The sequence below is a fragment of the Cytobacillus oceanisediminis genome (assembly GCF_004366035.1).
GTDB classification, from domain to species: Bacteria; Bacillota; Bacilli; order Bacillales; family Cytobacillaceae; genus Cytobacillus; species Cytobacillus oceanisediminis_C.
On sequence record NZ_SOEE01000007.1, the window covers coordinates 123925 to 147860 of the forward strand.

A 23936-nucleotide genomic window follows, 5' to 3' on the forward strand; every position below is an offset into this window, starting at 1 on the left:
TTTCTTTTCTTATTCAGTAAGATGATAAAAAGCGGTTAGGAAGGAGAAAAAAAATTGCCCTGGCTGATTCAAGTATTGTTACTCGCTATTTTTCTGATTGCAGGGGAATTTGCGGCTGCGTTCTTTCATATTCCGCTTCCTGGAAGTGTCATAGGGATGCTTATGTTACTAATCCTATTGGTAACCAATTCTATTAAATTAGAATGGATAGAGAAAGCAGCATCTTTTCAAATTAAACATATGTCCCTGCTGTTTATCCCCTTTGTCATTGGATTATTTTTATCTCCAAATTTTATTCCTCTATTGAATTTTCATTTCCTTTTGGTCCTGATTCTAAGCAGCTTTTGCTGTTTATTGGGCACAGCGTATTCTGTTCAAATGTATGAGAATATAAAAAGGAGGCGCCAAAAATGAGTTCTATTTTATTCAATAGTATAGGGTGCATCTTGATGACTCTTGCCAGTTATATCGCAAGCCTGCAAGTTTTCAGGAAGTTTAAGAAGAGCTGGTTAAATCCTTTATACACCGGAACTGCGCTCTTGGTTACCATTCTTTTATTGTGCAACATCCCTCTATCAGTCTATCAAAAAGGAAGCAGTCTGTTTGAACTACTCCTCCAGCTTTCGGTTGTCTCTTTTGCTGTTCCTTTATATAAGGAGTGGCCCTTAATGAAAAGACATCTTAAGAAAATATTCTCAGGAGTCTTTGCCGGAACCTCCTTAGGCATATTTTCAGTTTACATCATGTCACAGGTTTTTCACTTTAATCAGGAGATTATTGCATCTCTTATTCCACGATCAGTAACACTCCCGGTAGCCTTAACGGTCTCTGATGGCTTAGGAGGGACTACAGCCTTTACCGTTTTCTTTGTGCTATTTTCTGGTCTTTTTTCCGTTATGCTGGGCCCAAACCTATTGAAGTGGCTTGGAATAAATAGTAAAGCCGCCAAAGGATTGGCAATGGGCACTTCAGCACAGATGCTGGGAGCCAGCCGTTCACTTATGTGGGGAGAGGAAGAAGGTGCCATGGGGTGTATAGCCATGACAACTTCTGCAATTATCCTTTCGTTATTCATTCCAATATTGCTGCTTTTGCTGTAACCTTCAAATACCACAAAAACCCATTCATGAAAACGTGAATGGGTTTTTATGACGGGCAAAAGTCATGATTAATTTAGGAGAGTGCAGGATCTGTGTGGTATACTAGTTTAATAGAAATGCATGTTTAATAAGGGCTGCCAAAGACTGTATGGATGTTAGTGCCCTTTTTAAACAACCTCGTGAAGGGAGCGTCGGTGCGCGTATGTCAAAAGGAATTGTTTATTACGAAGTAGGAGAACAAATCGAGCTTTTTCTGCTAATCAAAAGTGCAGCTAAAGGGATTGCAAGTAATGGAAAACCGTTTTTGACCCTAATTTTCCAGGACCAAAGCGGAGAAATTGAAGCAAAGCTTTGGGATGTGTCTGATGATGATGCGAAAAACTACAGCCCTGAAACCATTGTAAAAGTAACAGGGGATATTTTAAATTACCGTGGACGCAATCAGCTAAGAATCCGCCAAATTCGGCCGGCGTCCCCAACAGACCCGGTCAAGCTGGCAGACTTTCTTGAAACAGCGCCATTAAGTACAGATGAAATGATGAGTAAAATTACTCAATATATATTTGAAATGAAAAACCCGAATATCCAAAGGGTTACTCGCCATTTATTGAAGAAGCACCAAAAGGACTTTCTTGAATATCCGGCCGCTACGAAGAATCATCATGAGTTCGTATCCGGTCTTGCCTATCATGTAGTTTCCATGCTGGATTTGGCAAAGGCAATTTCAGGTTTGTATCCAAGCCTGGATAAGGACTTATTGTACGCTGGAGTCATTTTGCACGATTTAGGAAAGATTACAGAACTGTCTGGACCGATTTCAACTTCTTACACAATAGAAGGAAACTTGCTTGGACATATTACCATTATGATCAATGAAATTGGTAAAGCAGCTGAGGAACTGGGAATTAGCGGTGAAGAAATTATGATTCTTCAGCATATGGTTTTATCCCATCACGGCAAAGCGGAATGGGGCAGTCCAAAACCGCCGCTTATCAAGGAAGCAGAAATTCTTCATTACATTGATAATATTGATGCAAAAATGAACATGCTTGATAGAGCCCTTGAGAGGGTGAAACCGGGAGAGTTCTCCGAGCGGGTATTTGCTCTGGATAACCGTTCATTCTATAAGCCGAGTTTTCATAAATAATAACTGCCATCCTTCCTAATGGAAAGGATGGCTTTTTTATTTTCTGTCTATCATATTTTTCCTGGTTTAACATACATTTATAGTAAGTGGACAACCATTATGAAAAGAAAGAGGGGAAACTGATGATTCCAATTTGGATATATTTTGTTGCAGCCGGAATCGTTGTAAGTGCATATATGGCGGTGACGACGGGCAGGGAAGAGAAAAAGGTGGAGCAGGACAGCATTGAACGTGAGGGTGAAATATATATGAAGCGTCTTGAAAGAGAAAAAGAGGAGCGGAAATCCACTCAGCAATCTGCAGGCTGATTTGGAATCCGTCTAAATAAACATAAAAAACGGGACTCAAGCCTGGAGTCCCGTTAATCATTATTTTTCTTCAGTTCCTGCTTCCCCTTCAGACCCAGCTTCCGGTTCTTCAAGAACTCCTTTTAATTCCTTATCTTTAATATCAACATCAGCAGCCTTTAATTCACGATCCATTGCCTGCTGAATTTTTTCGCCGTCAAGCTTGGACACTTTCACTTGATATTCCATTTCCTTCTTCATTTCATCAAATGATTTTTTCTCTTTTTTCTCTGTTACTTGAATAATGTGGAAACCATGCTCAGATTTAACAGGAGCGCTGATTTCGTTCACATCAAGGGCATAAGCAGCCTCCTCGAATTCAGGAACCATTTTACCTGGGCCGAACCAGCCTAAATCTCCGCCATTTGCAGCAGATCCTGGGTCTTTTGAATATTCTGTGGCCAGGTCTTCAAATTTTCCGCCTTCGTCCAGCTTTTTCTTTACTTCGTCAGCAGTTTTTTCATCCTCTACAAGGATATGGCGTGCTTTAATTTCCGGTTTGTAGTTATCGTAGTATTCTTTAACTTCTTTTTCTGTTGCTTCAATATCTTTAATAGCTGCTTTTTCCTGGAGCAAGCCTGTTTTGAAAGTTGCCCTTAGATCTTCTTCATCCTTATAGCCATATTGCATAAGCGCCATCTCAAAGTTTGCGCCAAGCTGCTGTTTTAATTCGTCGATTTTCTCGTTAAGTTCCTCGTCTGTTACTTCGTATTTATCAGAAAGAACTTTTTCGTAAATGAGCTCCTGGAGCGCCTGTTCGCCGTATTTTTCCTTCATTGCTTCATAAAGCTCGTCCTTCGTAATGTTTCCGCTCTTTGTTTCAACGACAACATCTCCTGATTCCCCGCCGGTGCTGCTGCATGCGCTTAATCCAATTACTCCGGCTGCAATGGAGAGGGATAGCATCCATTTTTTCATGTTGAACACTCCTAAATTAATTTTCAATTCGGCTCTGGTGAGCTGGAACTGGAATTTTTAGACTCCTCAAAAACAGCAATTTTCTTCACAGAGCCTGTATTTATCACAATCCCTACTATACCATAAATGTAAAAAATAACAAAAGAAGAAAGTACTGTTTGGTCGATAAACACAGCGTTTTTTAAAAAATCTGGGTATTCGCCCATCCCATTCAGGACAATTGTACATATGATACATGGAATCCTCTGATGGGAGGTTCAAACACCTAAAAAAAGTTAGGGTAGCCGGGATATAAGCCTATCCGACCACAGAGGCAAATGAATAGGATATGGTAGCAACCTGAAGGGGAGGTGTTATCCATGGGTGCTGGATACGGCGGAGGTTTTGCGCTAATCGTTGTATTGTTTATCTTGTTAATAATTGTAGGCGCAGCTTGGCTGTAAGCCTAGTTTGGGTATAGGGTCCATTGTGGGCTCTGTGCCTTAAATTGAAAGGAGGATTCCATATGTCCGGAGGATGCGGATACGGCGGAGGTTTTGCGTTAATTGTCGTGTTATTCATTTTGCTGATCATCATTGGAGCATCTTGGCTTTACTAAGATGATAAACAGAAAAGCGGAAGCGCCTTGCCCACTGAGGAACGCAGACTAAAAACGCCACGTCCTGTGGCAACGTATGCATGCCCCCATTCTGGGGGCCACAAGCACAAGTCGAGCCTGTCAGAAAGGCGTTCTTTGCCATTTTGGGGGATTGTCCGAAATGTGGAGGCGGGTGCCCAGGGACGCCAGACATAAGACGGTTCCTGTAAGAAAGTGTTTTTCCTTCTGAAAGGAAAAGGCTTATGCCCCCGAGTCCCTAGGAACCGCCGCAAGACAAGCTTGTGACCTCGGGGGGGGGGGAGGCGCTGGGCTGGACAGTTATCGACGTTCAAAATTTGAAACTTATTAATATATATAAAAAGCGGCGGAAAATTTCCGCCGCTTTTGCTCATGTTTAAGAGCTCTCAGGATATCCTAAGCATACAAGATTTCTACAAAAGAAGAGATTAGCAATATGGTAATAAGAATGTTAATGGTTCTGAATACTTTGGGCTGCCGTTCCTCAGGAATCTCTTTTTGGAGACAAAGCGAATTTGTCATCTTGTTGATATAAAATAAGATAAAAACGGCAAAAATAATAAAGATGGAGATCATCCAAGATTCCCTCCTTGGGCAGTCATATGATTGCTTTTACATGTTTTGTCTGTTATTTACAATAACAAAGTTCACAAAAAAAAGATAGTATTAAAGGTTGCCTGTCCGGTAACTAAAAGGTATCCTTTGTCAGGATACCCGGGATTTATGCTTATGCTACTGGTTTGAGTGAAGCAATATCTCAAACCCATCTTCATTTTCTTCAACATAAGATTGATTTGGGGCATTCAGCACATTTTTGGCGCACACAATGTCAGAAAAAGATAAGCCTGCATGGAATGCAAACAGAATTATTAAATAATGAACATAATGCGGAAAAATAAAGCAAGCTGCCAGAAGCACACTGTTTAAAATAAACATAGGGGCCAAAGTGGCAGTCAGGAATAGCCGTTTTGAAATAGGCTCCGTTATTCGAATATATATAATCGGCATAAAGCCATATTTAATCTTCAGCTGTTTTTTAACAATACTTCCAAGGTGTGCAACAGGCAGATAGTGAAGCAGCTTGTGCACAGGATACATCAGCCATAAGCCGGCTGCAAAGAAAATAAAATAATTATCGTAAAAGGAACCCGGCACAAATACATATGTTGCAGGAACATATGTAAATATGAAAGTAGCCAGCATGGTTAAGGAAGACAGTATAAAAAGTCTTTGCGATCCATATTGCTTCGTGAAGTTAATCGTCTTCCAGCAATTCATCATAAAAATACCTCCAAAAGGAGTAAAATAGTAATCTTTCAAACTCACTTAAGATACTTTACGATGAATAAATGAAAAAATCAATAGGGAAAACTAACACATTTTGTCGAAAAAAATTTTTATATAATAAAACATATGTGAAACTATGAGCAACTGATTTCATAAATACAAAGCGAATAGCATGCATTCGCTTTGTAAGGGTTTACATAATGATAAGTGGAACTCTATCTATTTAAACAAGTTCCTTTTCAGCTGTTGTTTTTTTCTTTAATTTGCCCTCATCTTCATCAAATTGATTTTCAAGGTTAGCAAAGGACTTTTCAAAAATTTCCATGAAATCGTCACCATATATATTGCGGACTATCGCCATAATCTCAATGATATCTGGAAATTTCCCATACAGATCCCTTAATGGCAACGCACCTGAGAACACGGCATTTTTCTCGGGTGAATAGGTTTCCATAAGACTTAGTAACACCTTTTCGCCGTCATCAGTCAATTTAATATAGGTATTTCTTTTATCGCTTTCTTTTTTAGAAAACTGAAGAAAGCCTCGTTCTTCAAGCTTTTTGGAAAAATTGAATGCAGTAGAAACATGCATTACGCCAAACTTGGCAACATCGGAAATCGATGCTCCGTTTAAATGATAGGCAATCCATAAAATATGGTGTTCATTAATATTTAAATCGTAGGGTTTTATCCATTGCTGCCAATCTTTTTCTATAGACTTCCACAGGGCTTTACTCAGCTGTGCCACTCGCTGGCTGAAGATCATTGCTTCCTTCATAGAAATTGGTTTATCCGACATTCAAAAATTCACCTACTTTGTAAAATTAAGTCTTTCTGGTCAAACAGCCAGAAGTTTATTTTCTTTTCATAGTATCATTATGCCAATAAAACAAAAATTAATAAAGATATAAATTTACAAAATTTTTAGAAATATAATTAGATATTTCTATAAAAGGCTTAAGGACAAGGGATGAGAGCTTGTTCAAAGCTTTATAAAAATTTGAAGCATTTTCATAATATATTGGTTTTCGTTCAAAAACAAAAAAATCCTTCTTTTTAACCAAAGAAAAAAGAAGGATTTTTTTATTCACTTTTTATTTAAATTTGTTTCAAGTTCATGGATGGCTGCTTCAATTTCCTGCAATTCTCTCTGAAGTTTGTGCTGATGTGGAAGGATTTCGTTTTTCCAATTGCTGATGGAATATTTGATGTCGTTTGAGAATTCCTTTAAAGCGGTTTTTCCTTCCTTCGAAGCAAATGAAGCTGATTCCTTTATGGCAAGCAATTCAGATTTTAATTCGGTCAGCTGCTCCTTCAGGGTGTTTGTCGTATTTTTTAACTGCTGTCTTGTATCCTTTCCTGAAGCAGGTGCAGTCAATAGGGTTGATATGCCGGCTGCAGCGCCGCCAGCTAATAGTCCAAGCAATAACGATTTGGCTTTCATAACCATCACCTCAAAATCTTGTTTATATGTCTATTTTACTACATTACTCATTTTTCTAAAGCGGAAAATGAAAAGTCACCGTTTCTATATCTATATCACAAAAATTAGAAGGGTAAACCATATCCTCATAGCTCCCGGCATACAGGCATACAATTCAGTAGAGGGATATAAAGCGAAAGGGGGAGATAGGTTGTCCGGAGCGGCGGCTGGAATTTTTGCATTGAGTGTGGTTCTGTTTTTAGGAGGTATTCATTTTTTTCTTTCAATAAAGAAACCGGGAGTCTATCCTCCGAAGTATGTTCTGAAAAAGAGGGCAGCTGCTTTAGCGGCAGGCGGTGTACTGTTGTTCCTGCTGGGAATGATTGTAGGGAGCTTCCAATAATGTAAATATAAAAAGCCCGCTTATTTTGCGGGCTTTGTCTATTATTGGCTGAACGTCTGCTGAGTCAGCTTTGTTCTGTTTGCAATTGATTGTGCTACTGGATAAAGGATAACCATTGCAGCCGTGTTAACTGCAGCTGCAGGCAGTACAACTGCTGCAAATAATGCAGTGAATGGTCCTGGCAATCCGACAATCAGGTATGCGGAAGTTAAAAACACAATTCCGGATACAATTGTTCCTGCTGCTGTTAAGACAGCTGCACTGATGATATTCTTCCGGAATTTCTTTAAGATCAGGAACAAAGCAAAAAAGATAAATGCTGTAACAGGCTTATCAATAATATTCGGGATTAATCCTCCAGGAAAAGTTGTGGTAAGCCCGGATATCAGGCCTGTAACCAAACCTAAAAGCAAAACGCTTTTGCTGTCTGGAAAAAGGATTATGCCCAAAAACATCATGGTAAGCATCATGTCCGGTTTCATCCCAAGAAAGAATCCTGGTACAACGGCATGAAGCACTGCGCCCATCCCGACTAATAGGGATAAGGCCACTAAATTTTTTGTATTCATTTCTCATCTCTCCTCTGCTATTCTCAGACTAAGCTCTGTTCGTCTCTCCTGCAGTGCACTCTTTGCCTGCAGCGAAAAACTTTAACTCATTATAACACATATCCCTGGGTTGAAAAGGTGTTATATTTTTAATTATTATTCTTAAAGGCTTTCATAAATGCGGCCAGTTTTTCAACATGGTGTTCTGGCACAGCATTGTAAATGGAAGCGCGGCAGCCGCCTATGGAACGGTGTCCTCCGAGCCCAACAAACCCTGCTTCTTGTGCCTTGTGCAGGAATTCCCTGGAGAGGTCCTCATTTTGAAGATTAAAAGTGACATTCATACAGGATCTGCTGTCTTTATGAGCATGTCCTATGTAAAAGCCTTCGCTTTCATCTATTGCATCATAAAGCATTTTCGCCTTCTTCTCATTGGCCTTTTCAATCTGTTGAAGGCCGCCTTTCTTATCCGCCCATTCAAGCACCAGGGAAAGCAAATAAATAGCCAGAGTGGGAGGTGTGTTATATAAAGAGTTATTATTGGCAAACGTATTATAATTCAGCATTGCAGGGAGCTTTTCTGATGATCTTTGTAATAGTTCTTTGCGGATAATGACTACTGTTACACCAGAAGGGCCGAGATTTTTCTGGGCGCCTGCATAGATCAAATCAAATTGCTCCACTTCCAATGGACGGCTTAAAATATCGCTGGACATATCTGCTGCAAGTGGTGTTTTTTCATTCGAAGGAAAGGTTTTCCATTGTGTGCCGTAAATTGTATTGTTGCTGGTAATATGAAGATAGGCAGCACTGTCAGGAATGTCATTTTGATTGTATTCTGGGATGAGGCGGTACTTTTGATCCTTACTTGAGGCAGAAATAACGGTTTTGCCAATTTTATCTGCTTCTTTTAAAGCTTTCTCCGACCAGGAGCCGCTGAGGATATAATGGGCTTCTTGATCTTTTCCCAGCAGGTTCATCGGAATCATTGAAAACTGGAGACTTGCACCTCCCTGGATAAATAGCACCTCATAATCATCCGGAATGGCTAGCAGTTTTCTCAAAAGTGTTTTTGCCTGATCATGTACTGCCTGATACTCTTTGCTCCTATGGCTTAGTTCCATTATGCCCATTCCCGTATTGCTGAAGTTCAATAAATTCTTTTCCGCTTCTTTTAATACCTCTTCCGGCAGGGCTGCGGGACCTGCATTAAAATTTAGAGCACGGTACATTTTTCTCCCTCCAAAAATATAAAATCAATCCACTATAACGCTGTAAAGAAATAAAGATATTTAATATGTTAACAAAATTTACTGATTTGTACAGAGAAAAAAATGAACATTTTGAAAATTGGGGGATAAAGAAGGCAAAAAAATTCCTCCTGCAGATCAGGAGGATGAGAGAGTTACATGTGTTTTGCTATGGCCTCAGAGATCTCCTTAAGATCTGAGGCTGAATATTCCGATTGATGTGATTTCCACACAACTCCTAAGCCATCTCCTTCTCCATAACGGGGAATAAGGTGAGAGTGAAAGTGGAAAACGGTCTGCCCGGCTTGTTCACCATTGTTATTAATTAGATTCATGCCAATTGGATCAAATTCAGCCTTGATGGCTCTTGCAATTTCCGGAACAGATTCGAAATAGCTGCGGGCTGTTTCCGCATCCATTTCATATAAATTTTCTTTATGTACTTTCGGGATGACAAGTGTATGCCCTTTAGTGACCTGGCTTATATCCAGAAACGCCACCACATGCTCGTTTTCGAAAACCTTGGCTGATGGAATCTCGCCATTGATTATTTTACAGAATATACAATCGGTCATTATGTCAGCTCCTAACTAAATATACTTTTACACAATTCTACCATATCCGCCAAAAAACAAAAAAGTGAAACATATTATTGGGGAGAAGGGATGATTGCATTGTCCTATTCATAAAATAAAAAGGCAGGATCCGCTTGGAATCCTGCCTTCGGTGAAGGGGAAGCTTCTATTGGAACGTTTCTACTTCAGGTAAATTCTCTTTAACAAACACCTCATTTATGAATGAATTGTGTTTATATCTAGAGAAATTCGATCTTTGTTCAATCGGACCATCCCCTTATTTCTTTATATGCATTCACGGGCGTATAAAGCATGGATGATAGTCTTTAACAAACACCTCATTTATAAAATGACTTAGTGACCACTTTCGGGTGAAGCGATCAAGTGTTTAAGATCATCAGGTTTCATATGCAATGCAACCATCCCCCTATTAGGAACGTTTGAAGCTTATACTGAAAGGAAACTGTCTGCGACAGACACCTCATTTCAAGTTTTGATCATCTGAATGTTGTTCAAATGATTTGTTTCCCCTTCAAAGATTAGAATGTCCGGATTCGGGATTTATATGCAGGGATTTTCCCCAAACTGGACAATATCCTTTGGCTTTTTTTACAATGGTCTTACATATATAGTAGGAAGGACGTTGAAAATGGCGCTGCTCGAAATTAAAAACGTTACCGGCGGCTATACAAGAAACCCGGTTTTGAAGGATGTCTCCTTTGATGTGGCAGAAAAAGAAATTGTCGGCCTGATCGGTCTTAACGGAGCCGGAAAAAGTACGACAATCAAACATGCAATTGGTTTAATGGAACCGAAGGAAGGCGAAATTACGATCAATAGCATGCAATTCCTTAAGGATAAGGAAGGGTACCGCAAGCAATTCACCTTTGTTCCGGAAACGCCGATATTATATGATGAATTAACACTGGAAGAACACCTGCGACTAACAGCCATGGCATACGGCCTGCCTGAAGCAGACTATAAATCAAGAGTGGCGACACTCCTAAAGGAATTCAGAATGGAAAAAAGACTGAAGTGGTTTCCTGCCCATTTTTCTAAAGGGATGAAACAGAAGGTAATGATTATGTGCGCCTTTCTGGTGCAGCCGTCATTATACATAGTTGATGAACCGTTTGTAGGTCTTGACCCGCTGGGTATTCAATCACTTCTTGATTTGATGAAAAAAATGAAAGAAAGCGGTGCAGGCATTCTTATGTCCACCCATATACTGGCAACTGCTGAAAGATATTGTGATCGTTTTGTGATTTTGCATGAAGGAAAAGTAAGGGCAAAGGGGACTTTAGCAGAGCTGCAGCAGCAATTTGCTATGCCGGGAGCAACTCTTGATGATTTATATATCCAGCTCACAAAGGAAGAAGATTATGTTTGATGAAAAACAGTTATGGAAGGAGAGATTCGGGAGGACAGTCAAAGAGCTTTCCCGCTATCTGCGTTATATTTTTAATGGCCATATTGTCATTGTCATGGTGTTTCTTCTGGGCACTGCCGCTTTTTATTATCAGGAGTGGATAAAGACGCTTCCCAATCACTTTCCTGCTGCAGCGGTAATGGCAATTATTTTAGCTCTTCTGGTTACATACAGCCCGATTTATACATTTTTTTCTGAGGCAGACAAAATTTTTCTTCTGCCGCTTGAAGATAGGCTTTCAGGTTATTTTAGACGTTCGCTGGCAGTCAGCTTTTTGGTGCATGCATACATCCTGGTAATGGGGCTGGGAATTTTTATGCCCTTGTATGCCAGAGTGAATGATGGCAATTTTAATACGTTTTTACCTTTTCTGCTTATCCTGCTGTCGTTAAAAATTATCAATTTGCTGATCCGCTGGAAGATTCAATATTACATCGAAACAAGCGTACATATCCTGGATGCATGTGTCCGTTATTCAGTAAACGCTGTTTTTCTATATTTCCTTTTTAGCGGTGCCTCCATCATTTTTATGCTGGCGGCAGGCGTGCTGCTGATTCTGTTATACTTGTTCTTCAGCATGAAATCCAGGGATAAAGGACTAAAATGGGAGATTTTGATTGAACAAGAAGAGAGGAGAATGACTTCTTTCTACAGGCTTGCCAATATGTTTACAGATGTTCCGAAGCTGAAAGATCGCGTAAAAAGGCGGAAATGGCTTGATTGGCTGATGGCAGGCATTCCTTTCAAACAGGAAGCGACTTTTAAAAACCTTTTTGTTAGAACGTTTCTCCGTTCTGGTGATTACTTCGGTATATTCATTCGTTTAACGTTCATTGGTGCTGGAGCGATTTATTTAATCTCGTATGGAATGGGACAAATACTGCTTGTACCGCTCTTCATGTACTTAACAGGCTTTCAGCTCCTGCCTTTATGGAATCATCATCAGGATAAGCTGTGGGTGAATTTATACCCGGTTAAATGGGACATAAAGGAGAAGTCCTTCAAACAGCTGCTTACAGGCATCCTATATGTTCAGGCACTCCTCTTATCGCTGGCTGTCCTGGCAAATGGCGGCTGGATGGCATCACTGCTGTCTTTGGCATTAGGGATTCTATTTGCATATGCTTATACTCATTTCTATATTCAGAAACGGCTGGCGGGCAGCAGGACATAAAATGAAACCATTGCTGTCTTGCATACGTATATATAGTCATCCTGAATGAAGGCAGGTATGAAAATGAGGGAATATGAATTAAAAGCGTATCACGAAATTGAAGAGTGGAAGAGGCGAATAAACAAGCGTTCCAGTATGCTGAATCGCCTTTCCAAAAAAGCTCAAACAAAGGTAAATAGTATAATACCCGAAAAAGCTCATCAAATTATTACAGACAGCATAAAAAATATGGTGAAGGCAACCTTGATTGGATCAAATGCAACGACCAGAAAAAAGCAATCTGCGAGCCGCGGACTTGAAGTAATGGATCACATGCTAGAAGACAAGGTTTCGACCTACCGCAAAACAGCTGCGGTTGAAGGTGCCGGGACCGGGGCAGGTGGAATTTTCCTTGGCCTGGCTGATTTTCCTTTACTGCTGAGCATAAAGATGAAATTTCTTTTTGAAGCTGCAGCCATATATGGATTTGATACAAATGATTATGAAGAGCGCCTGTTTCTCCTGCACGTCTTTCAGCTCGCATTTTCCAGTGATGACAAAAGGAAAGAAACACTGAAGCTGATTGAAGAATGGGATGACAGGAAGGAAGCATTGGCTGACATGGACTGGAAGGTATTTCAGCAGGAATACCGTGATTATATAGACTTCGTTAAGATGCTCCAGCTGGTGCCCGGTATAGGTGCTGCTGTTGGAGCGTATGCTAACTATAATTTGCTTGACCATTTAGGAGAAACCGCAAAAAATGCTTATCGTCTGCGGATATTAAAGACAGCCCCGAGGCCTGATTAGGCCTGGGGCAGTTTTTTTGCAATTTTTGATTGAGGCAAGTGAGTTAATTGCACCAATTTGTCCGAGGTATCCGGTAAAAGAGAAATTGATTGAGCAAATAAAAATGGTTTTAGCGCCAAACATAAAATCCGCTGATAAAAAGGTCCACACCACCACAAAAAATGGGCCAGTCGCCTGGCCCAATCTCATATTTCCTCTTACGACCTTACCTCAACAGAATCCTTGCTTTCATAAAAACTATGATAGTTTAAAGCTGCTGTTCCCAATGTTTTGGCTGCGATCAGCATCGCTTTTTCATCGATATCAAACTTTGGATGATGATGCGGGTAATTTTCAACTGTGTTTTCCGGTCTTGCACCTGTAAAGAAGAAGGTGCCTTTTACATGCTGCAGATAGTAGGCAAAATCTTCGCCGCCCATTTCAGGGTCTGTCTCTTCAACCAATTTGACTTCGTTAATTTTCCCTGCCAGCTCAGCCAGGTATTCGGTTTCTTTTCTATGATTCACAACAGCAGGGTAGCCTCTATGGAATTGATACTCATATGCACTGTCTGCTGTGTAGCATGTTCCTTTTACTATACGCTCGATTTCCGCTTCGATATTATTACGGACGACTTCGTTAAATGTGCGGACAGTACCGACCAATTTTGCTCTATCGGCAATTACATTAAATGCGTTATCAGCTACGAAGGATCCAACTGTTACAACTGCAGAATCAATGGGATTTACTTTTCTGCTGACAATTTGCTGGAGATTGACGACCAGCTGGGCCGCAGTTACAATAGCATCCTTTGTTTTGTGAGGCTGTGCTCCATGTCCGCCTTTTCCTTGTATGGAAACTTCAAATCTGTCTGCTGCCGCCATAAATGGACCGACTCGATATTGAATTTTCCCTGTTGGTTCGGATGCCCATAGGTGAGTTCCAAAAATGGCGTCGACTCCCTCAAGGCAGCCATCTGCGATCATCGATTTCGCTCCGCCTGGGGCATATTCCTCGGCGTGCTGGTGAATCATGACATATGTACCTTCTAATTCGCCGGAAAGTTCATTGAGTGCCTTTGCCAGCACAAGCAAAGTTGCTGTGTGCCCATCATGTCCGCAAGCATGCATAACACCTGGTACCAATGATTTATATGGGACATCCTTTTCATCTTGGATAGGAAGTGCATCAAAGTCGGCTCTTAAAGCGATGGTTTTTCCTGGTTTGCTGCCATGGATCTTAGCAACAACTCCATTTCCTCCTACTTGCCCCCGGACTTCAATCCCCAGATTTTCATAATAGGTTTTGATATAGTGAGCCGTCTTTTCTTCCTTAAAAGATACTTCAGGGTTCTGGTGAAGATAGCGGCGGATGGAGACCATTTCATCGTAATAGTTTTCCAGTTTTTTAAATAATGTTTCGGACATGATTCCCTCTCCTATCTGTATAATTTTTTTCATTATTATAACATTCTTTAATAGGTTAAAGGAGAAATTCTTTTTTTCTCAAACTTAACATAATACAAGTGAAGAAGAGATGATACTATAAATTAAAAGGCTAAATGGGAGGTATTAGTAAGATTGGAAATGCATAAATCTAAATGGGCATATTTTTGCCTGGCTGTATCAGCGGCAGTTTTTCTTTATTTTTTGGCTTCTGTTAATATCGGAACATCCCTGGAATTTGATCGTTATTTTTCAAAGTTTTTTACAGGTTTGTTTTCAGAAAATACCTATCCATTTTTTGAAGCTATGGACAGTTTGGGGGATAAAGCCGGTGTTGGAATCATCACATTGGCATTCTTATTGATACTTTTGTTTAAATATAGGAATTTTGAAGCGATGGCATCAGTTGTTTTTGCTGTTGCAGCGGGAAATGAGGTAAATAAGTGGCTTAAAGAGGCTATTGGCAGGCCGCGTCCTGATCAGGAACATCTGGTTGATGTGGAGAGTCTCAGCTTTCCGAGCGGACACGCTATGATTGGGATGATCCTGTATACGGTTATCGCCTATTTTATCATTAACGAAATAAAGTCCAAGCCTGCCAAATGGGTGACGGCGATTTTAGCTGGCATATGGATTTTTCTAATGGGAATCAGCCGGATTGTGATGGGGGTACATTATCCGTCAGATATTGCAGCGGGATTTGCAGCAGGATATATTTGGGTATTTATTTCGATTTCACTTTACGCAGCACTAAAGTCAATGTTCAGAAGAAATTCACACAAGAGAGAATCGGCATAAAAGCAAAGAGACTATCGCAGATAGTCTCTTTGCTGCTTTTAAAGGAGGAACATGGCTGCAATAGTTGTCACAATTAAACCAATTGTTACCGGAAGCAAATTCCTCCGAGCCAGTTCAAAAGCGTCTACATTACAGATGGCTGCTGCAGGGATGAGGGCCCAAGGAACAAGCGTACCGCCGCCTACCCAGATTCCGGCTACCTGGCCTAGAGCTGTTAGGGTTGCCGCACCTGTGCCTATGGCTGCTGCGAACAAGCTTGCAATCGAGCCGGCAAGAGATATGCCGGAAAAACCAGATCCATCCAGGCCGGTAATGGCGCCAACCACTGTTAATGTAATGGCACCTACTTCTTTGCTTAAAGGTACAGCCGAAGCCAGGCCAACTCCAAGGTCATTAACGATTCCATGAGAGTTTTTTGGCAGAAAGTCTCCTATCATTTGTGTAAATCCAGCGTCCCCCAGATAAAAGAAAGCAGCAATTGGAATTACAGGGCCAAATACCCTAAAACCAAATTGGAAGCCTTCAACTAAATAGCCAGTTGTTTTTTCAAGACCTTTATTGCGGTGTGCAGAGAGCGTAATTATCAGAAGGATGAAAATCGATGTCCCGCCTACTAAAGCTGTTGCGTCACCGCCCTGGAGGTCCAGTGCAAACATGGCAGCAACATCAGCAGCAAATAAAACAGGAATGAATAGGGCAAAAAAACGCTTTTGATTAAGTGATAGCAAATCTTGTTGACTGGCGTCAGACTGAAGTTCGGCCGGGGTATCCACGGTGAGTCCTGTTGCTGCAGTCAGCTTTCCGCTTTTCATGTCTCTCTTTATAAGATAAAAAGCTGTAATAGTTGTCACTGCTCCCATGATAATAACAAGCGGAATACTGGCTGATATGACTTCCCCGACAGGAAGCCCGGCTGCATCGGCAGTTAACTTCGGTGCAGCCTGGATTATAAAATCCCCAGATAGTGCAATGCCGTGCCCGAACAGGTTCATGGCCATTGCCACTCCCAATGCAGGCAATCCAACCCGAATGGCTACTGGAAGAAGTACTGCGCCCATTAATGCAACTGCAGGAGATGGCCAAAAAAACCATGATATGACCATCATCAAAATCCCAATAGTCCAATAAGCAAGTGCAGGTGTTCTGATTAATTTGGTAAAAGGAGAGATCATGACATCATTTATTCCCGTTATGGTCAGTATCCGGCTCATGGCGACGATTATCGAAATGACCAGTATAGTGGAAAGGAGTTCTGTAATGGCAAATATAAAACTGGTAAAAATACTGCTGACTGAACTGCTTAAGGAGCCGGTAGCCGTTATGGCAATTAAAAAGATGCCTGCAATACAGACAAGGGTTGTATCTCTCCTCATAATCATGAAACCAATAATAAACAGAATAAAAAGAACATAAATCCAATGGATGACTGTTAGTTCAACTCCCATTTATAATTTCCCCCTTTCATAATTCCATAAGAGAAGCCCCGATTTAGGCGAATCACCCGATTTGGAATGTAGTACAGAATATGATGGAAAGAATTAAATGGTGATATGGATTGCATCCGTCCGAAGGCTGAGGCTGAACCACTCTGTGGAATGTTTCGGTAAAATAGCAGAGTGATAAAATGAATATGTTGGAGGAAAAGGTTTCTATTTTAGCGAATACAAGAATAGGAGAAAAGAAGGAAGGGAACGCCTATGAGATACAGGTCAGTTAATCAGATAATCTTCGCGGTAACTTTATCAGCAATTGGAGTTTTGCTTCTCCTTATGAACATAGGTGTCATTTCCTTGGAAATAAAAGAGGTATTTGTCGTAATTTACCCCTATATTCTATTGGCTGCAGGATGCCATTACCTGCTGTCATATATGTTGAAGAAAAGCCGGAGCGGAATGTTTCCCGGGTTATTTCTAATAGTATTTTCATTTCTATTAATCCTTGATCGTTTCGAAGTAATTGAATTTAGGTTTATGGAAATATGGAAACTCTGGCCCCTGTTTCTTATTTTTTTCGGCATTAATATTTTATTGAAACGAGATCGTTTGAAGATTCATTTTGAACAGGATTTCCCAGCGGATATATATGAAAAAAACAAAGGAGCAGCGGAGAAAAAGGTTATTAATATCTCAAAATACGAAAGCCCGCAGCCGCTTAAAAATATAAGAGGTTTTTCGATTGGCGATGTGGATTTTAAACAGCCAAATTGGTCTCTGGAGCCAATGGATTTATATACAATGATCGGTGATTATTTTATTGATTTCAGCAAGGCTTTCATCCCGGAGAAAGAGACACCTGTCATTGTAAGAGGGTGGATTGGGGATGTAAAAATGATTATCCCTGAAAACATTCCGGTGATGATCCAGTCAAATATTAATATAGGAGACATTCGCATTTTTGATCAAAAGACAGGTGACATTAACCGCAGTCTTCAATATAAGTCACCCGGATATGATGAAGCATCAAGAAAGCTGAGAATCGCTGTACAAGTAAAAATTGGATCCATCCGGATCGATAAAGTATAGGTGTATATGATGAGAAAAACCGGAATCAGGTATTGGTTTGTACAGAGTTTTATTATGATGGCCATTATAAGTTCATTAATCTTTTTTGTCGGATTACAGGTGTATCTATTTTATAATCCTGTATCGCCAATGACGATAAAGAGCACCTTCTGGCTTTTTTTGTATGCTTTAACCATTTTACTGCTTACAGGAGCCTACTTTGGGCTCAAGGGCAGCTACTTAATTAAAGGCAGGCTCGGTGATATTTTATTATTTGTTTCAACATTAAGGAGCGGCAAGTATGCTGATCGGATGGAATCTTATGAAAAAGATGAGATTGGGTTAATTTCAGATGAACTGAATCAGCTGGCGGAAAATATCCAGGAGCAGGTTTTTTCCATGCAGCGCCTTGCTGATGAAAAGTCTTTCCTGGCACAAACAGCCCATTCTGCTGCTGTGATGGAAGAAAGACAGCGCCTGGCAAGGGATCTGCATGATGTAGTGAGCCAGCAGCTTTTCGCTTTGAGTATGATGTCTTCTGCTGCCCTGAGAGTTTTTGATTTGGATAGTGATAAAGCAAGGGAGCAGTTAAATGAAATCTCTGACATCGCAGCGAAAGCGCAGGGGGAAATGAGGGCGCTTCTGCTCCATTTGAGGCCTGTGCAGCTGAGTGATGACAGGCTATGCGATGGAATTATTAAGCTGATACAGGAGTTAAAGGCAAAGACAAACATCGATTTTCACGCAAGCATTGATGAGATCGAAAATCTTTCGAAAGCAGCAGAAGAGCATTTGTTTCGGATTGTGCAGGAAGCCCTATCCAATGTGCTACGCCATGCTGATGCAGGGAATATAAAAATTACCTTAACGGAAGAAGACGATTACATTTATCTTTTTATTGCTGATAATGGAAAAGGTTTTAATCCTCATAAAGAGAGGATAACCTCCTATGGGCTGAAGACAATGAGGGAACGTTGCGAAGAAGTTGGCGGAATATTCAAGATACGTTCTAAGAAAAACGAAGGAACCTATATAGATATTAAAATTCCGGCAAAAGGAGAGAGGCTGAAATGATCAGGGTTGCTGTAGTGGATGACCATGAAATGGTAAGAAAGGGGATTATTTCTTATTTGGCAACGGAAGCTGGCATAGAGGTGATTGGGGAAGCAGAAAGCGGAAGTGAAGCTGTAAAGCTAGTACTCAAAGAACGGCCGGAAATCGTTCTGATGGATCTTCTTATGGAAAATGGGAACGGAATTGAAGCGACAAGGGAGATTTTAAAAAGCTATCCTGGATGCAAAATTATAATTATAACCAGTTATTACGATGATGAACAAGTTTTCCCGGCAATTGAAGCGGGTGCGTTCAGCTATATGCTTAAGACAGCAAATGCGGCCGAGGTTGTGAATGCAATTAAGAAAGCTGCACAAGGAGAGCCCGTTATTGAATCAAAGGTTGCAGGGAAAATGGTTAGCCGTTTTAGAGAAAAAGAAAAAAAGCCTCATGATGATTTAACGGAAAGGGAGTTTGATGTCCTGCTCTGCATTGGGGAAGGGATGACAAACCAGGAAATAAGTAAAGAATTGTTCATTGGCATCAAAACAGTCAAAACACACGTAAGCAATATCCTCGGTAAACTGGGCGTTACTGACCGTACACAGGCAGCAGTTTATGCCAATCGAAATGGTATAATTAAAAAGCAGGCATAAAGAAGGATGAGCCGCTGCAGCCCATCCTTTTCTATTACTCCTCTTCAGGGATATAAAATTGGGTCGCATATGAAGGGCTGGAGAATATATTCGGTGTCTTATCGATGCCGCTTTCCGTCCCGCGTTTTTCATGTGCTTTTTCATATGCTTTGGAATTCTGCCAATTCTTAAAGGATTTTTCATCCCGCCATAATGTTAGAATGATATATGTGTTTGATTCAAGAGGCCGCAAAACCCGGATGGCCGCAAAACCCGGTTCATTTTCAATAAGCCCTGCCCTGTTTTTAAATCGGTGCTCAAAAAGCGGCCTGCCTTCATCTGTAACAGGTATATTGTTCAGAACTGCAAACCCTGCATCCGTGAATACCCCGGCAGAATCAATTACTTCATAGGAACGGGGTTCTTTAAAAATGGAGGTTCCTGCTGTTTCATGGATTAATAAGGCGCTCTCTGTATTCTGCATTGTAACCATATTTTCATCGGAGTGCTTTTCCTCAATTTTTTTCAAAAAATCGTAAGTTCCTCTGGCCATATAAATCTTCATTTTTTCTCACTCCACTTGGAAAAGTTTTATAGTGTTTTTTGAAAGGAAATTCATTATAAACACTTCATTCATAAATTGAAATTTTTAATGTGCTAATATCCTTACAATCTTTAATTTTCCCTCATTTAGACAGTTAAAAACGTCAATTTTTTGACATTTAGCCTTCAAATCTATACAAAAACAGAGAAAACAGGATATAGTCATAAAGGATAGATACTGGCGATTTCTAATTTTGGTATATATATATTACAATTATACGCAGACAAGTCTTGAAAGGTGGATAAAATTTAATGACAAACTCATTTAATGATACATTTCTGAAGGCGGCTAGGGGGGAACAGACAGATTATGTTCCTGTTTGGTATATGCGCCAGGCTGGCCGCTCGCAGCCGGAATATAGAGCGATAAAAGAAAAATATTCCCTATTTGAAATTACACACCAGCCTGAGCTTTGTGCCTATGTTACAAGGCTGCCGGTAGAGCAATATAACAATGATGCTGCCATTCTTTATAAAGATATTATGTCACCGCTTCCTGCCATTGGGGTTGATGTGGAAATTAAATCAGGAATCGGCCCTGTTATTTCAAATCCAATCAGTTCCATAGGGGATGTAGAGAAGCTTGGGGAAATCAATCCGGAAGAGGACGTTCCATATGTCCTGGAGACTATTAAGCTTCTTACTCAAGAACAGCTGACTGTGCCACTAATCGGTTTTGCAGGGGCTCCATTTACTCTTGCCAGTTATATGATTGAAGGCGGGCCATCAAAGAATTACAACAAAACGAAAGCATTTATGTATGCAGAACCTAAAGCCTGGTTTGCTTTAATGGACAAGCTTGGGGAAATGACTATTACATATGTGAAATCCCAGGTCAAAGCAGGTGCAAAAGCCATCCAGATTTTCGATTCATGGGTTGGCGCCTTAAATGTGGAGGATTACCGCTATTTTATTAAGCCAGCAATGAATCGCATTTTCTCTGCCTTAAAAGAAGAGAATGTCCCGCTGATTATGTTCGGAGTTGGCGCTAGCCACCTGGCTATGGAGTGGCATGATCTGCCGCTTGATGTAGTGGGGCTGGATTGGAGACTTCCGATTCAGGAAGCAAGGGCAAAAGGCATCACCAAAACAGTCCAGGGCAATCTTGATCCGGCTATTCTCCTCGCACCATGGGAGGTTATAGAGGAAAAAGCAAAAGCTATTCTCGATCAGGGAATGGCCCAGCCTGGTTATATATTTAATCTTGGGCATGGTGTTTTCCCGGAGGTTAATCCGGACACATTAAAGAAATTAACTGCTTTCATTCATGAGTACTCTGCTTCCAAACTAAACAAGTAACCTTTTAGACGGCCTTATGCAATGTCTGGCAAACGGTTTGGCACATTGCTTGAGCATTAGTTTTGGTAATCAATTTAATTTTTGGCACAATAAGGACTGGAGACAAAACTATTTGAGGTGGAAGACATGGGTAAAAAGACAGTTGGTTTACTTGTAATGGCTTATGGAACTCCCTATAAGGAAGAAGACATTGAGCGTTACTATACACATATCCGCAGGGGAAGAAAGCCTTCGGAGGAAATGCTTGAAGATTTAAGAAGCAGATATGAAGCGATTGGCGGAATATCTCCTCTTGCAGAAATTACTATAGATCAGGCTGAAAAACTTGAACAGCATTTAAATGAAATTCAGGACGATTATGAATTCAAAATGTATTTAGGATTAAAACATATTGAACCTTTCGTAGAAGATGCGGTTAAACAAATGCATGAGGATGGGATTGAAGAGGCTGTCAGCATTGTTCTTGCACCTCATTTCTCAACCTTTAGTGTAAAATCATATAACGGCAGAGCCAAAGAAGAGGCTGAGAAGCTTGGCGGTCCTGTAATAAAATCAGTTGAAAGCTGGTACAAAGAGCCTAAGTTTATCAAATATTGGGCCGATCGCGTAAAGGAAACCTTCGATAAAATGCCTGCTGAAGAAAAAGATTCTGCAGTGTTAATTGTTTCTGCGCATAGTTTGCCGGAGAAAATTCTGAAATCAGGGGATCCATATCCGCATCAGCTGCAGGAAACAGCTGACCTCATTGCCGAACAGGCTGATGTCAAAAACTATGCCGTTGGCTGGCAAAGTGCAGGAAACACACCTGAGCCTTGGCTTGGCCCTGATGTACAGGATTTGACAAGAGACCTTTTTGAAAACAAGGGCTACAAGGCATTTGTTTATACTCCTGTAGGTTTTGTGTCAGATCATCTTGAAGTGCTGTACGACAATGACTATGAATGCAAAGTTGTCACTGATGAGCTTGGTGCAAGCTATTACCGTCCCGAAATGCCAAATTCTAAGCCAGAGTTTATTGATGCGATGTCAGATGCCATTTTTAAATTGCTGAATAGATAAGCAAAAAATTAGAAAAGAAGGCGATTTACCGTGCAGGGAGAGAGACAGAAAATTGTTATTGCCGGAGGAGGAATTACTGGTCTTGCTGCAGCTTACTATCTGCAGAAGGAAGCCAAAGAAAAAGGAATGGCCCTGGATGTAAAGCTCATAGAAGCTTCACATCGACTTGGCGGCAAGATTCAAACAATAACACGGGACGGTTTTGTAATCGAAAGAGGGCCAGATTCCTTTTTGGCCCGTAAACAAAGTGCGTCCCGGCTTGCCAAGGAAGCAGGGATGGAAAAAGAGCTTGTGAGAAATACAACCGGTAAGTCCTTTGTGCTTGCAAGACAGCGTCTATTTCCAATGCCGGGCGGATCAATCATGGGCATCCCTACCCAAATTGCTCCCTTTATTACAACCGGCTTATTCTCTCCCGCAGGGAAGGCAAGAGCTGCGGCAGATTTTGTGCTGCCGCGCTCCAATCCTTCCCATGATCAGTCACTGGGTGCCTTTTTTAGAAGAAGGCTTGGTGACGAAGTCGTCGATAATTTGATTGATCCGCTTCTTTCTGGCATATATGCTGGCGATATTGATCAATTAAGCCTTATGGCCACTTTCCCGCAGTTTTATCAGGTTGAGCAGAAGTATAGAAGTTTAATTCTGGGAATGAAAAAGTCCACAGGCTCTCAGCCAAAACAGGCCGCAAACGGCAAGAGCAAAGAGGGGATGTTCCTTACTTTCAAATCGGGGCTTCAATCGCTTGTCGATGCCCTAGAGAACAAGCTTGAACCTGGAACTGTACTGAAAGGCCATCGAATTGAATCGATCAAGAAGACTGGCAGAAGCTATACAATTGAAATGAATGGCGGAGAAAACCTTCAGGCAGATTGCATGGTTATGGCTGTTCCCCACCATGCTCTGTGTAGCATTTTCTCTGGCTGGGGACTTTTTGAGCAATTCAAAGACATGCCGTCCACTTCTGTGGCAACTGTAGCGCTGGCTTTTCCGGAGGAAGCGATTGAAAGGGATATTGACGGAACCGGTTTTGTTGTTTCACGCCATAGTGATTTCACCATTACTGCATGTACCTGGACACATAAGAAATGGCCCCATTCGACCCCAAAAGGAAAAGTGCTTCTGCGCTGTTACGTTGGCAAAGCCGGCGATGAAGCAGTGGTGGATCTCTCAGATGATCAAATTGTTAAAGTTGTACTTGATGATTTAAATAAAACGATGAATATTAAAATGATTCCGGACTTTGTTTATGTAACAAGATGGAAGGATTCAATGCCACAGTATACTGTAGGACATAAAGAACGAGTCGGGCTGGCAAAGAAGCAGGCACAGGAAAAGCTGCCGGGCATTTTTCTGGCAGGAAGTTCATTTGAAGGTCTTGGCGTTCCTGACTGCATAGATCAGGCAGAAGAGGCAGTTCGAAATACAGTTGAATACTTGAAAAGCAACAAGCAAAAAGCTGTCCGTGTGTGACAGCTTTTTATATTGGCATCATTTCAGGTTGCTTTTTCATTTGGAGTATGATAAATTACTTTTTGTACTAATGACCAAATTGTTCATT

The 23936-nt window shown here is 40.9% G+C and carries 28 protein-coding genes; 17 read left to right on the plus strand and 11 right to left on the minus strand.

Annotated elements, in window-relative coordinates; all coding sequences use genetic code 11:
* The first annotated feature begins 75 nt into the window (after positions 1–75).
* The 4 genes from DFO72_RS18195 (at position 76) to DFO72_RS18210 (ending at position 2555) form a co-directional block, all read left to right on the plus strand.
* Positions 76–414 carry a CidA/LrgA family protein gene (locus DFO72_RS18195; protein WP_258549824.1) on the plus strand — a complete coding sequence of 113 codons (339 nt, stop codon included), beginning with the start codon at positions 76–78 and terminating at the stop codon, positions 412–414.
* A complete protein-coding gene (locus DFO72_RS18200; RefSeq protein WP_113883446.1) occupies positions 411–1100 on the plus strand; it encodes an LrgB family protein in 690 nt (229 codons plus the stop codon). The genes DFO72_RS18195 and DFO72_RS18200 overlap by 4 nt, the downstream gene beginning before the upstream one ends.
* 202 nt (positions 1101–1302) lie before the next feature.
* Positions 1303–2247 carry a 3'-5' exoribonuclease YhaM gene (gene yhaM / locus DFO72_RS18205; RefSeq protein WP_113883445.1) on the plus strand — a complete coding sequence of 315 codons (945 nt, stop codon included), beginning with the start codon at positions 1303–1305 and terminating at the stop codon, positions 2245–2247.
* Between the two features lie 122 nt (positions 2248–2369).
* The gene (locus DFO72_RS18210; RefSeq protein ID WP_113883444.1) at positions 2370–2555 is read left to right on the plus strand and encodes a sporulation YhaL family protein; all 186 of its coding nucleotides are present in this window, start codon (positions 2370–2372) and stop codon (positions 2553–2555) included.
* Between the two features lie 60 nt (positions 2556–2615).
* Here the strand turns inward: DFO72_RS18210 and DFO72_RS18215 are convergent, their stop codons facing one another.
* The gene (locus tag DFO72_RS18215; RefSeq protein ID WP_113883443.1) at positions 2616–3512 is read right to left on the minus strand and encodes a peptidylprolyl isomerase; all 897 of its coding nucleotides are present in this window, start codon (positions 3510–3512) and stop codon (positions 2616–2618) included.
* Between the two features lie 359 nt (positions 3513–3871).
* Between DFO72_RS18215 and DFO72_RS18220 the strand changes: the two genes are divergently transcribed.
* Positions 3872–3955: a YjcZ family sporulation protein gene (locus tag DFO72_RS18220; protein WP_064503397.1), complete on the plus strand. Its 84-nt coding sequence runs from the start codon at positions 3872–3874 to the stop codon at positions 3953–3955.
* 62 nt (positions 3956–4017) lie between these two features.
* The gene (locus tag DFO72_RS18225) at positions 4018–4110 is read left to right on the plus strand and encodes a YjcZ family sporulation protein (RefSeq protein WP_076261102.1); all 93 of its coding nucleotides are present in this window, start codon (positions 4018–4020) and stop codon (positions 4108–4110) included.
* A 414-nt stretch (positions 4111–4524) separates the two neighbouring features.
* Here the strand turns inward: DFO72_RS18225 and DFO72_RS30020 are convergent, their stop codons facing one another.
* From DFO72_RS30020 to DFO72_RS18245, 4 genes are all read right to left on the minus strand, one after another.
* A complete protein-coding gene (locus DFO72_RS30020; protein ID WP_009331432.1) occupies positions 4525–4704 on the minus strand; it encodes a hypothetical protein in 180 nt (59 codons plus the stop codon).
* A 156-nt stretch (positions 4705–4860) separates the two neighbouring features.
* Positions 4861–5409, minus strand: coding sequence for a DUF3267 domain-containing protein (locus DFO72_RS18235; RefSeq protein ID WP_113883441.1), 549 nt, complete (start codon positions 5407–5409; stop codon positions 4861–4863).
* A gap of 229 nt (positions 5410–5638) precedes the next feature.
* Positions 5639–6214 (minus strand): HTH-type transcriptional regulator Hpr, encoded by a 576-nt coding sequence (locus DFO72_RS18240; RefSeq protein WP_113883440.1) that lies wholly within the window; start codon positions 6212–6214, stop codon positions 5639–5641.
* A 288-nt stretch (positions 6215–6502) separates the two neighbouring features.
* Positions 6503–6859, minus strand: coding sequence for a YtxH domain-containing protein (locus DFO72_RS18245; RefSeq protein WP_113883438.1), 357 nt, complete (start codon positions 6857–6859; stop codon positions 6503–6505).
* Positions 6860–7049: 190 nt separating this feature from the next.
* Here DFO72_RS18245 and DFO72_RS18250 point away from each other — a divergent pair, with 190 nt between their 5' ends.
* A complete protein-coding gene (locus tag DFO72_RS18250; protein ID WP_113883437.1) occupies positions 7050–7241 on the plus strand; it encodes a hypothetical protein in 192 nt (63 codons plus the stop codon).
* A 41-nt stretch (positions 7242–7282) separates the two neighbouring features.
* On the opposite strand, the gene DFO72_RS18255 is transcribed toward DFO72_RS18250, so the two are convergent.
* The 3 genes from DFO72_RS18255 to DFO72_RS18265 form a co-directional block, all read right to left on the minus strand.
* The gene (locus tag DFO72_RS18255) at positions 7283–7810 is read right to left on the minus strand and encodes a tryptophan transporter (RefSeq protein WP_113883436.1); all 528 of its coding nucleotides are present in this window, start codon (positions 7808–7810) and stop codon (positions 7283–7285) included.
* A gap of 128 nt (positions 7811–7938) precedes the next feature.
* Positions 7939–9021, minus strand: coding sequence for a 3-phosphoserine/phosphohydroxythreonine transaminase (serC, locus tag DFO72_RS18260; RefSeq protein WP_113883435.1), 1083 nt, complete (start codon positions 9019–9021; stop codon positions 7939–7941).
* A 173-nt stretch (positions 9022–9194) separates the two neighbouring features.
* Positions 9195–9614, minus strand: coding sequence for an HIT family protein (locus DFO72_RS18265; protein WP_113883434.1), 420 nt, complete (start codon positions 9612–9614; stop codon positions 9195–9197).
* Between the two features lie 649 nt (positions 9615–10263).
* Here DFO72_RS18265 and DFO72_RS18270 point away from each other — a divergent pair.
* The 3 genes from DFO72_RS18270 (at position 10264) to DFO72_RS18280 (ending at position 13006) form a co-directional block, all read left to right on the plus strand.
* Positions 10264–11004, plus strand: a complete 741-nt coding sequence (locus DFO72_RS18270; RefSeq protein WP_113883433.1) for an ABC transporter ATP-binding protein — start codon at positions 10264–10266, stop codon at positions 11002–11004.
* Positions 10997–12217 carry an ABC transporter permease gene (locus DFO72_RS18275; protein WP_113883432.1) on the plus strand — a complete coding sequence of 407 codons (1221 nt, stop codon included), beginning with the start codon at positions 10997–10999 and terminating at the stop codon, positions 12215–12217. The genes DFO72_RS18270 and DFO72_RS18275 overlap by 8 nt, the downstream gene beginning before the upstream one ends.
* 63 nt (positions 12218–12280) lie before the next feature.
* The gene (locus tag DFO72_RS18280; protein WP_113883431.1) at positions 12281–13006 is read left to right on the plus strand and encodes an EcsC family protein; all 726 of its coding nucleotides are present in this window, start codon (positions 12281–12283) and stop codon (positions 13004–13006) included.
* Positions 13007–13203: 197 nt separating this feature from the next.
* Here the strand turns inward: DFO72_RS18280 and DFO72_RS18285 are convergent, their stop codons facing one another.
* A complete protein-coding gene (locus tag DFO72_RS18285) occupies positions 13204–14412 on the minus strand; it encodes a M20 family metallopeptidase (protein WP_113883430.1) in 1209 nt (402 codons plus the stop codon).
* Positions 14413–14571: 159 nt separating this feature from the next.
* On the opposite strand from DFO72_RS18285, the gene DFO72_RS18290 reads away from it, so the two are divergent.
* Positions 14572–15228, plus strand: coding sequence for a phosphatase PAP2 family protein (locus tag DFO72_RS18290; protein ID WP_243856212.1), 657 nt, complete (start codon positions 14572–14574; stop codon positions 15226–15228).
* A gap of 38 nt (positions 15229–15266) precedes the next feature.
* Here DFO72_RS18290 and DFO72_RS18295 read toward each other — a convergent pair whose 3' ends face one another.
* Entirely contained in the window at positions 15267–16673 is a 1407-nt protein-coding gene (locus DFO72_RS18295; RefSeq protein WP_113883428.1) for a hypothetical protein, read from the minus strand.
* Positions 16674–16925: 252 nt separating this feature from the next.
* Between DFO72_RS18295 and liaF the strand changes: the two genes are divergently transcribed.
* The 3 genes from liaF to DFO72_RS18310 are packed head-to-tail and all read left to right on the plus strand — an operon-like array spanning position 16926 to position 19438.
* A complete protein-coding gene (liaF, locus tag DFO72_RS18300; RefSeq protein WP_113883427.1) occupies positions 16926–17750 on the plus strand; it encodes a cell wall-active antibiotics response protein LiaF in 825 nt (274 codons plus the stop codon).
* A 6-nt stretch (positions 17751–17756) separates the two neighbouring features.
* On the plus strand, positions 17757–18803 hold the full coding sequence (locus DFO72_RS18305; protein ID WP_113883426.1) for a sensor histidine kinase: 1047 nt from the start codon (positions 17757–17759) through the stop codon (positions 18801–18803).
* The gene (locus DFO72_RS18310) at positions 18800–19438 is read left to right on the plus strand and encodes a response regulator transcription factor (protein ID WP_113883425.1); all 639 of its coding nucleotides are present in this window, start codon (positions 18800–18802) and stop codon (positions 19436–19438) included. The genes DFO72_RS18305 and DFO72_RS18310 overlap by 4 nt, the downstream gene beginning before the upstream one ends.
* Positions 19439–19472: 34 nt before the next feature.
* On the opposite strand, the gene DFO72_RS18315 is transcribed toward DFO72_RS18310, so the two are convergent.
* Positions 19473–19982 (minus strand): antibiotic biosynthesis monooxygenase family protein, encoded by a 510-nt coding sequence (locus tag DFO72_RS18315; protein ID WP_113883424.1) that lies wholly within the window; start codon positions 19980–19982, stop codon positions 19473–19475.
* Positions 19983–20272: 290 nt separating this feature from the next.
* Between DFO72_RS18315 and hemE the strand changes: the two genes are divergently transcribed.
* From hemE to hemY, 3 genes are all read left to right on the plus strand, one after another.
* The gene (gene hemE, locus DFO72_RS18320; RefSeq protein ID WP_113883423.1) at positions 20273–21319 is read left to right on the plus strand and encodes a uroporphyrinogen decarboxylase; all 1047 of its coding nucleotides are present in this window, start codon (positions 20273–20275) and stop codon (positions 21317–21319) included.
* 126 nt (positions 21320–21445) lie between these two features.
* Complete coding sequence (hemH, locus tag DFO72_RS18325) at positions 21446–22378, plus strand: ferrochelatase (RefSeq protein ID WP_113883422.1); 933 nt, start codon at positions 21446–21448, stop codon at positions 22376–22378.
* Positions 22379–22408: 30 nt separating this feature from the next.
* Positions 22409–23848, plus strand: coding sequence for a protoporphyrinogen oxidase (hemY, locus tag DFO72_RS18330; protein ID WP_113883421.1), 1440 nt, complete (start codon positions 22409–22411; stop codon positions 23846–23848).
* Positions 23849–23936: the final 88 nt, after the last annotated feature.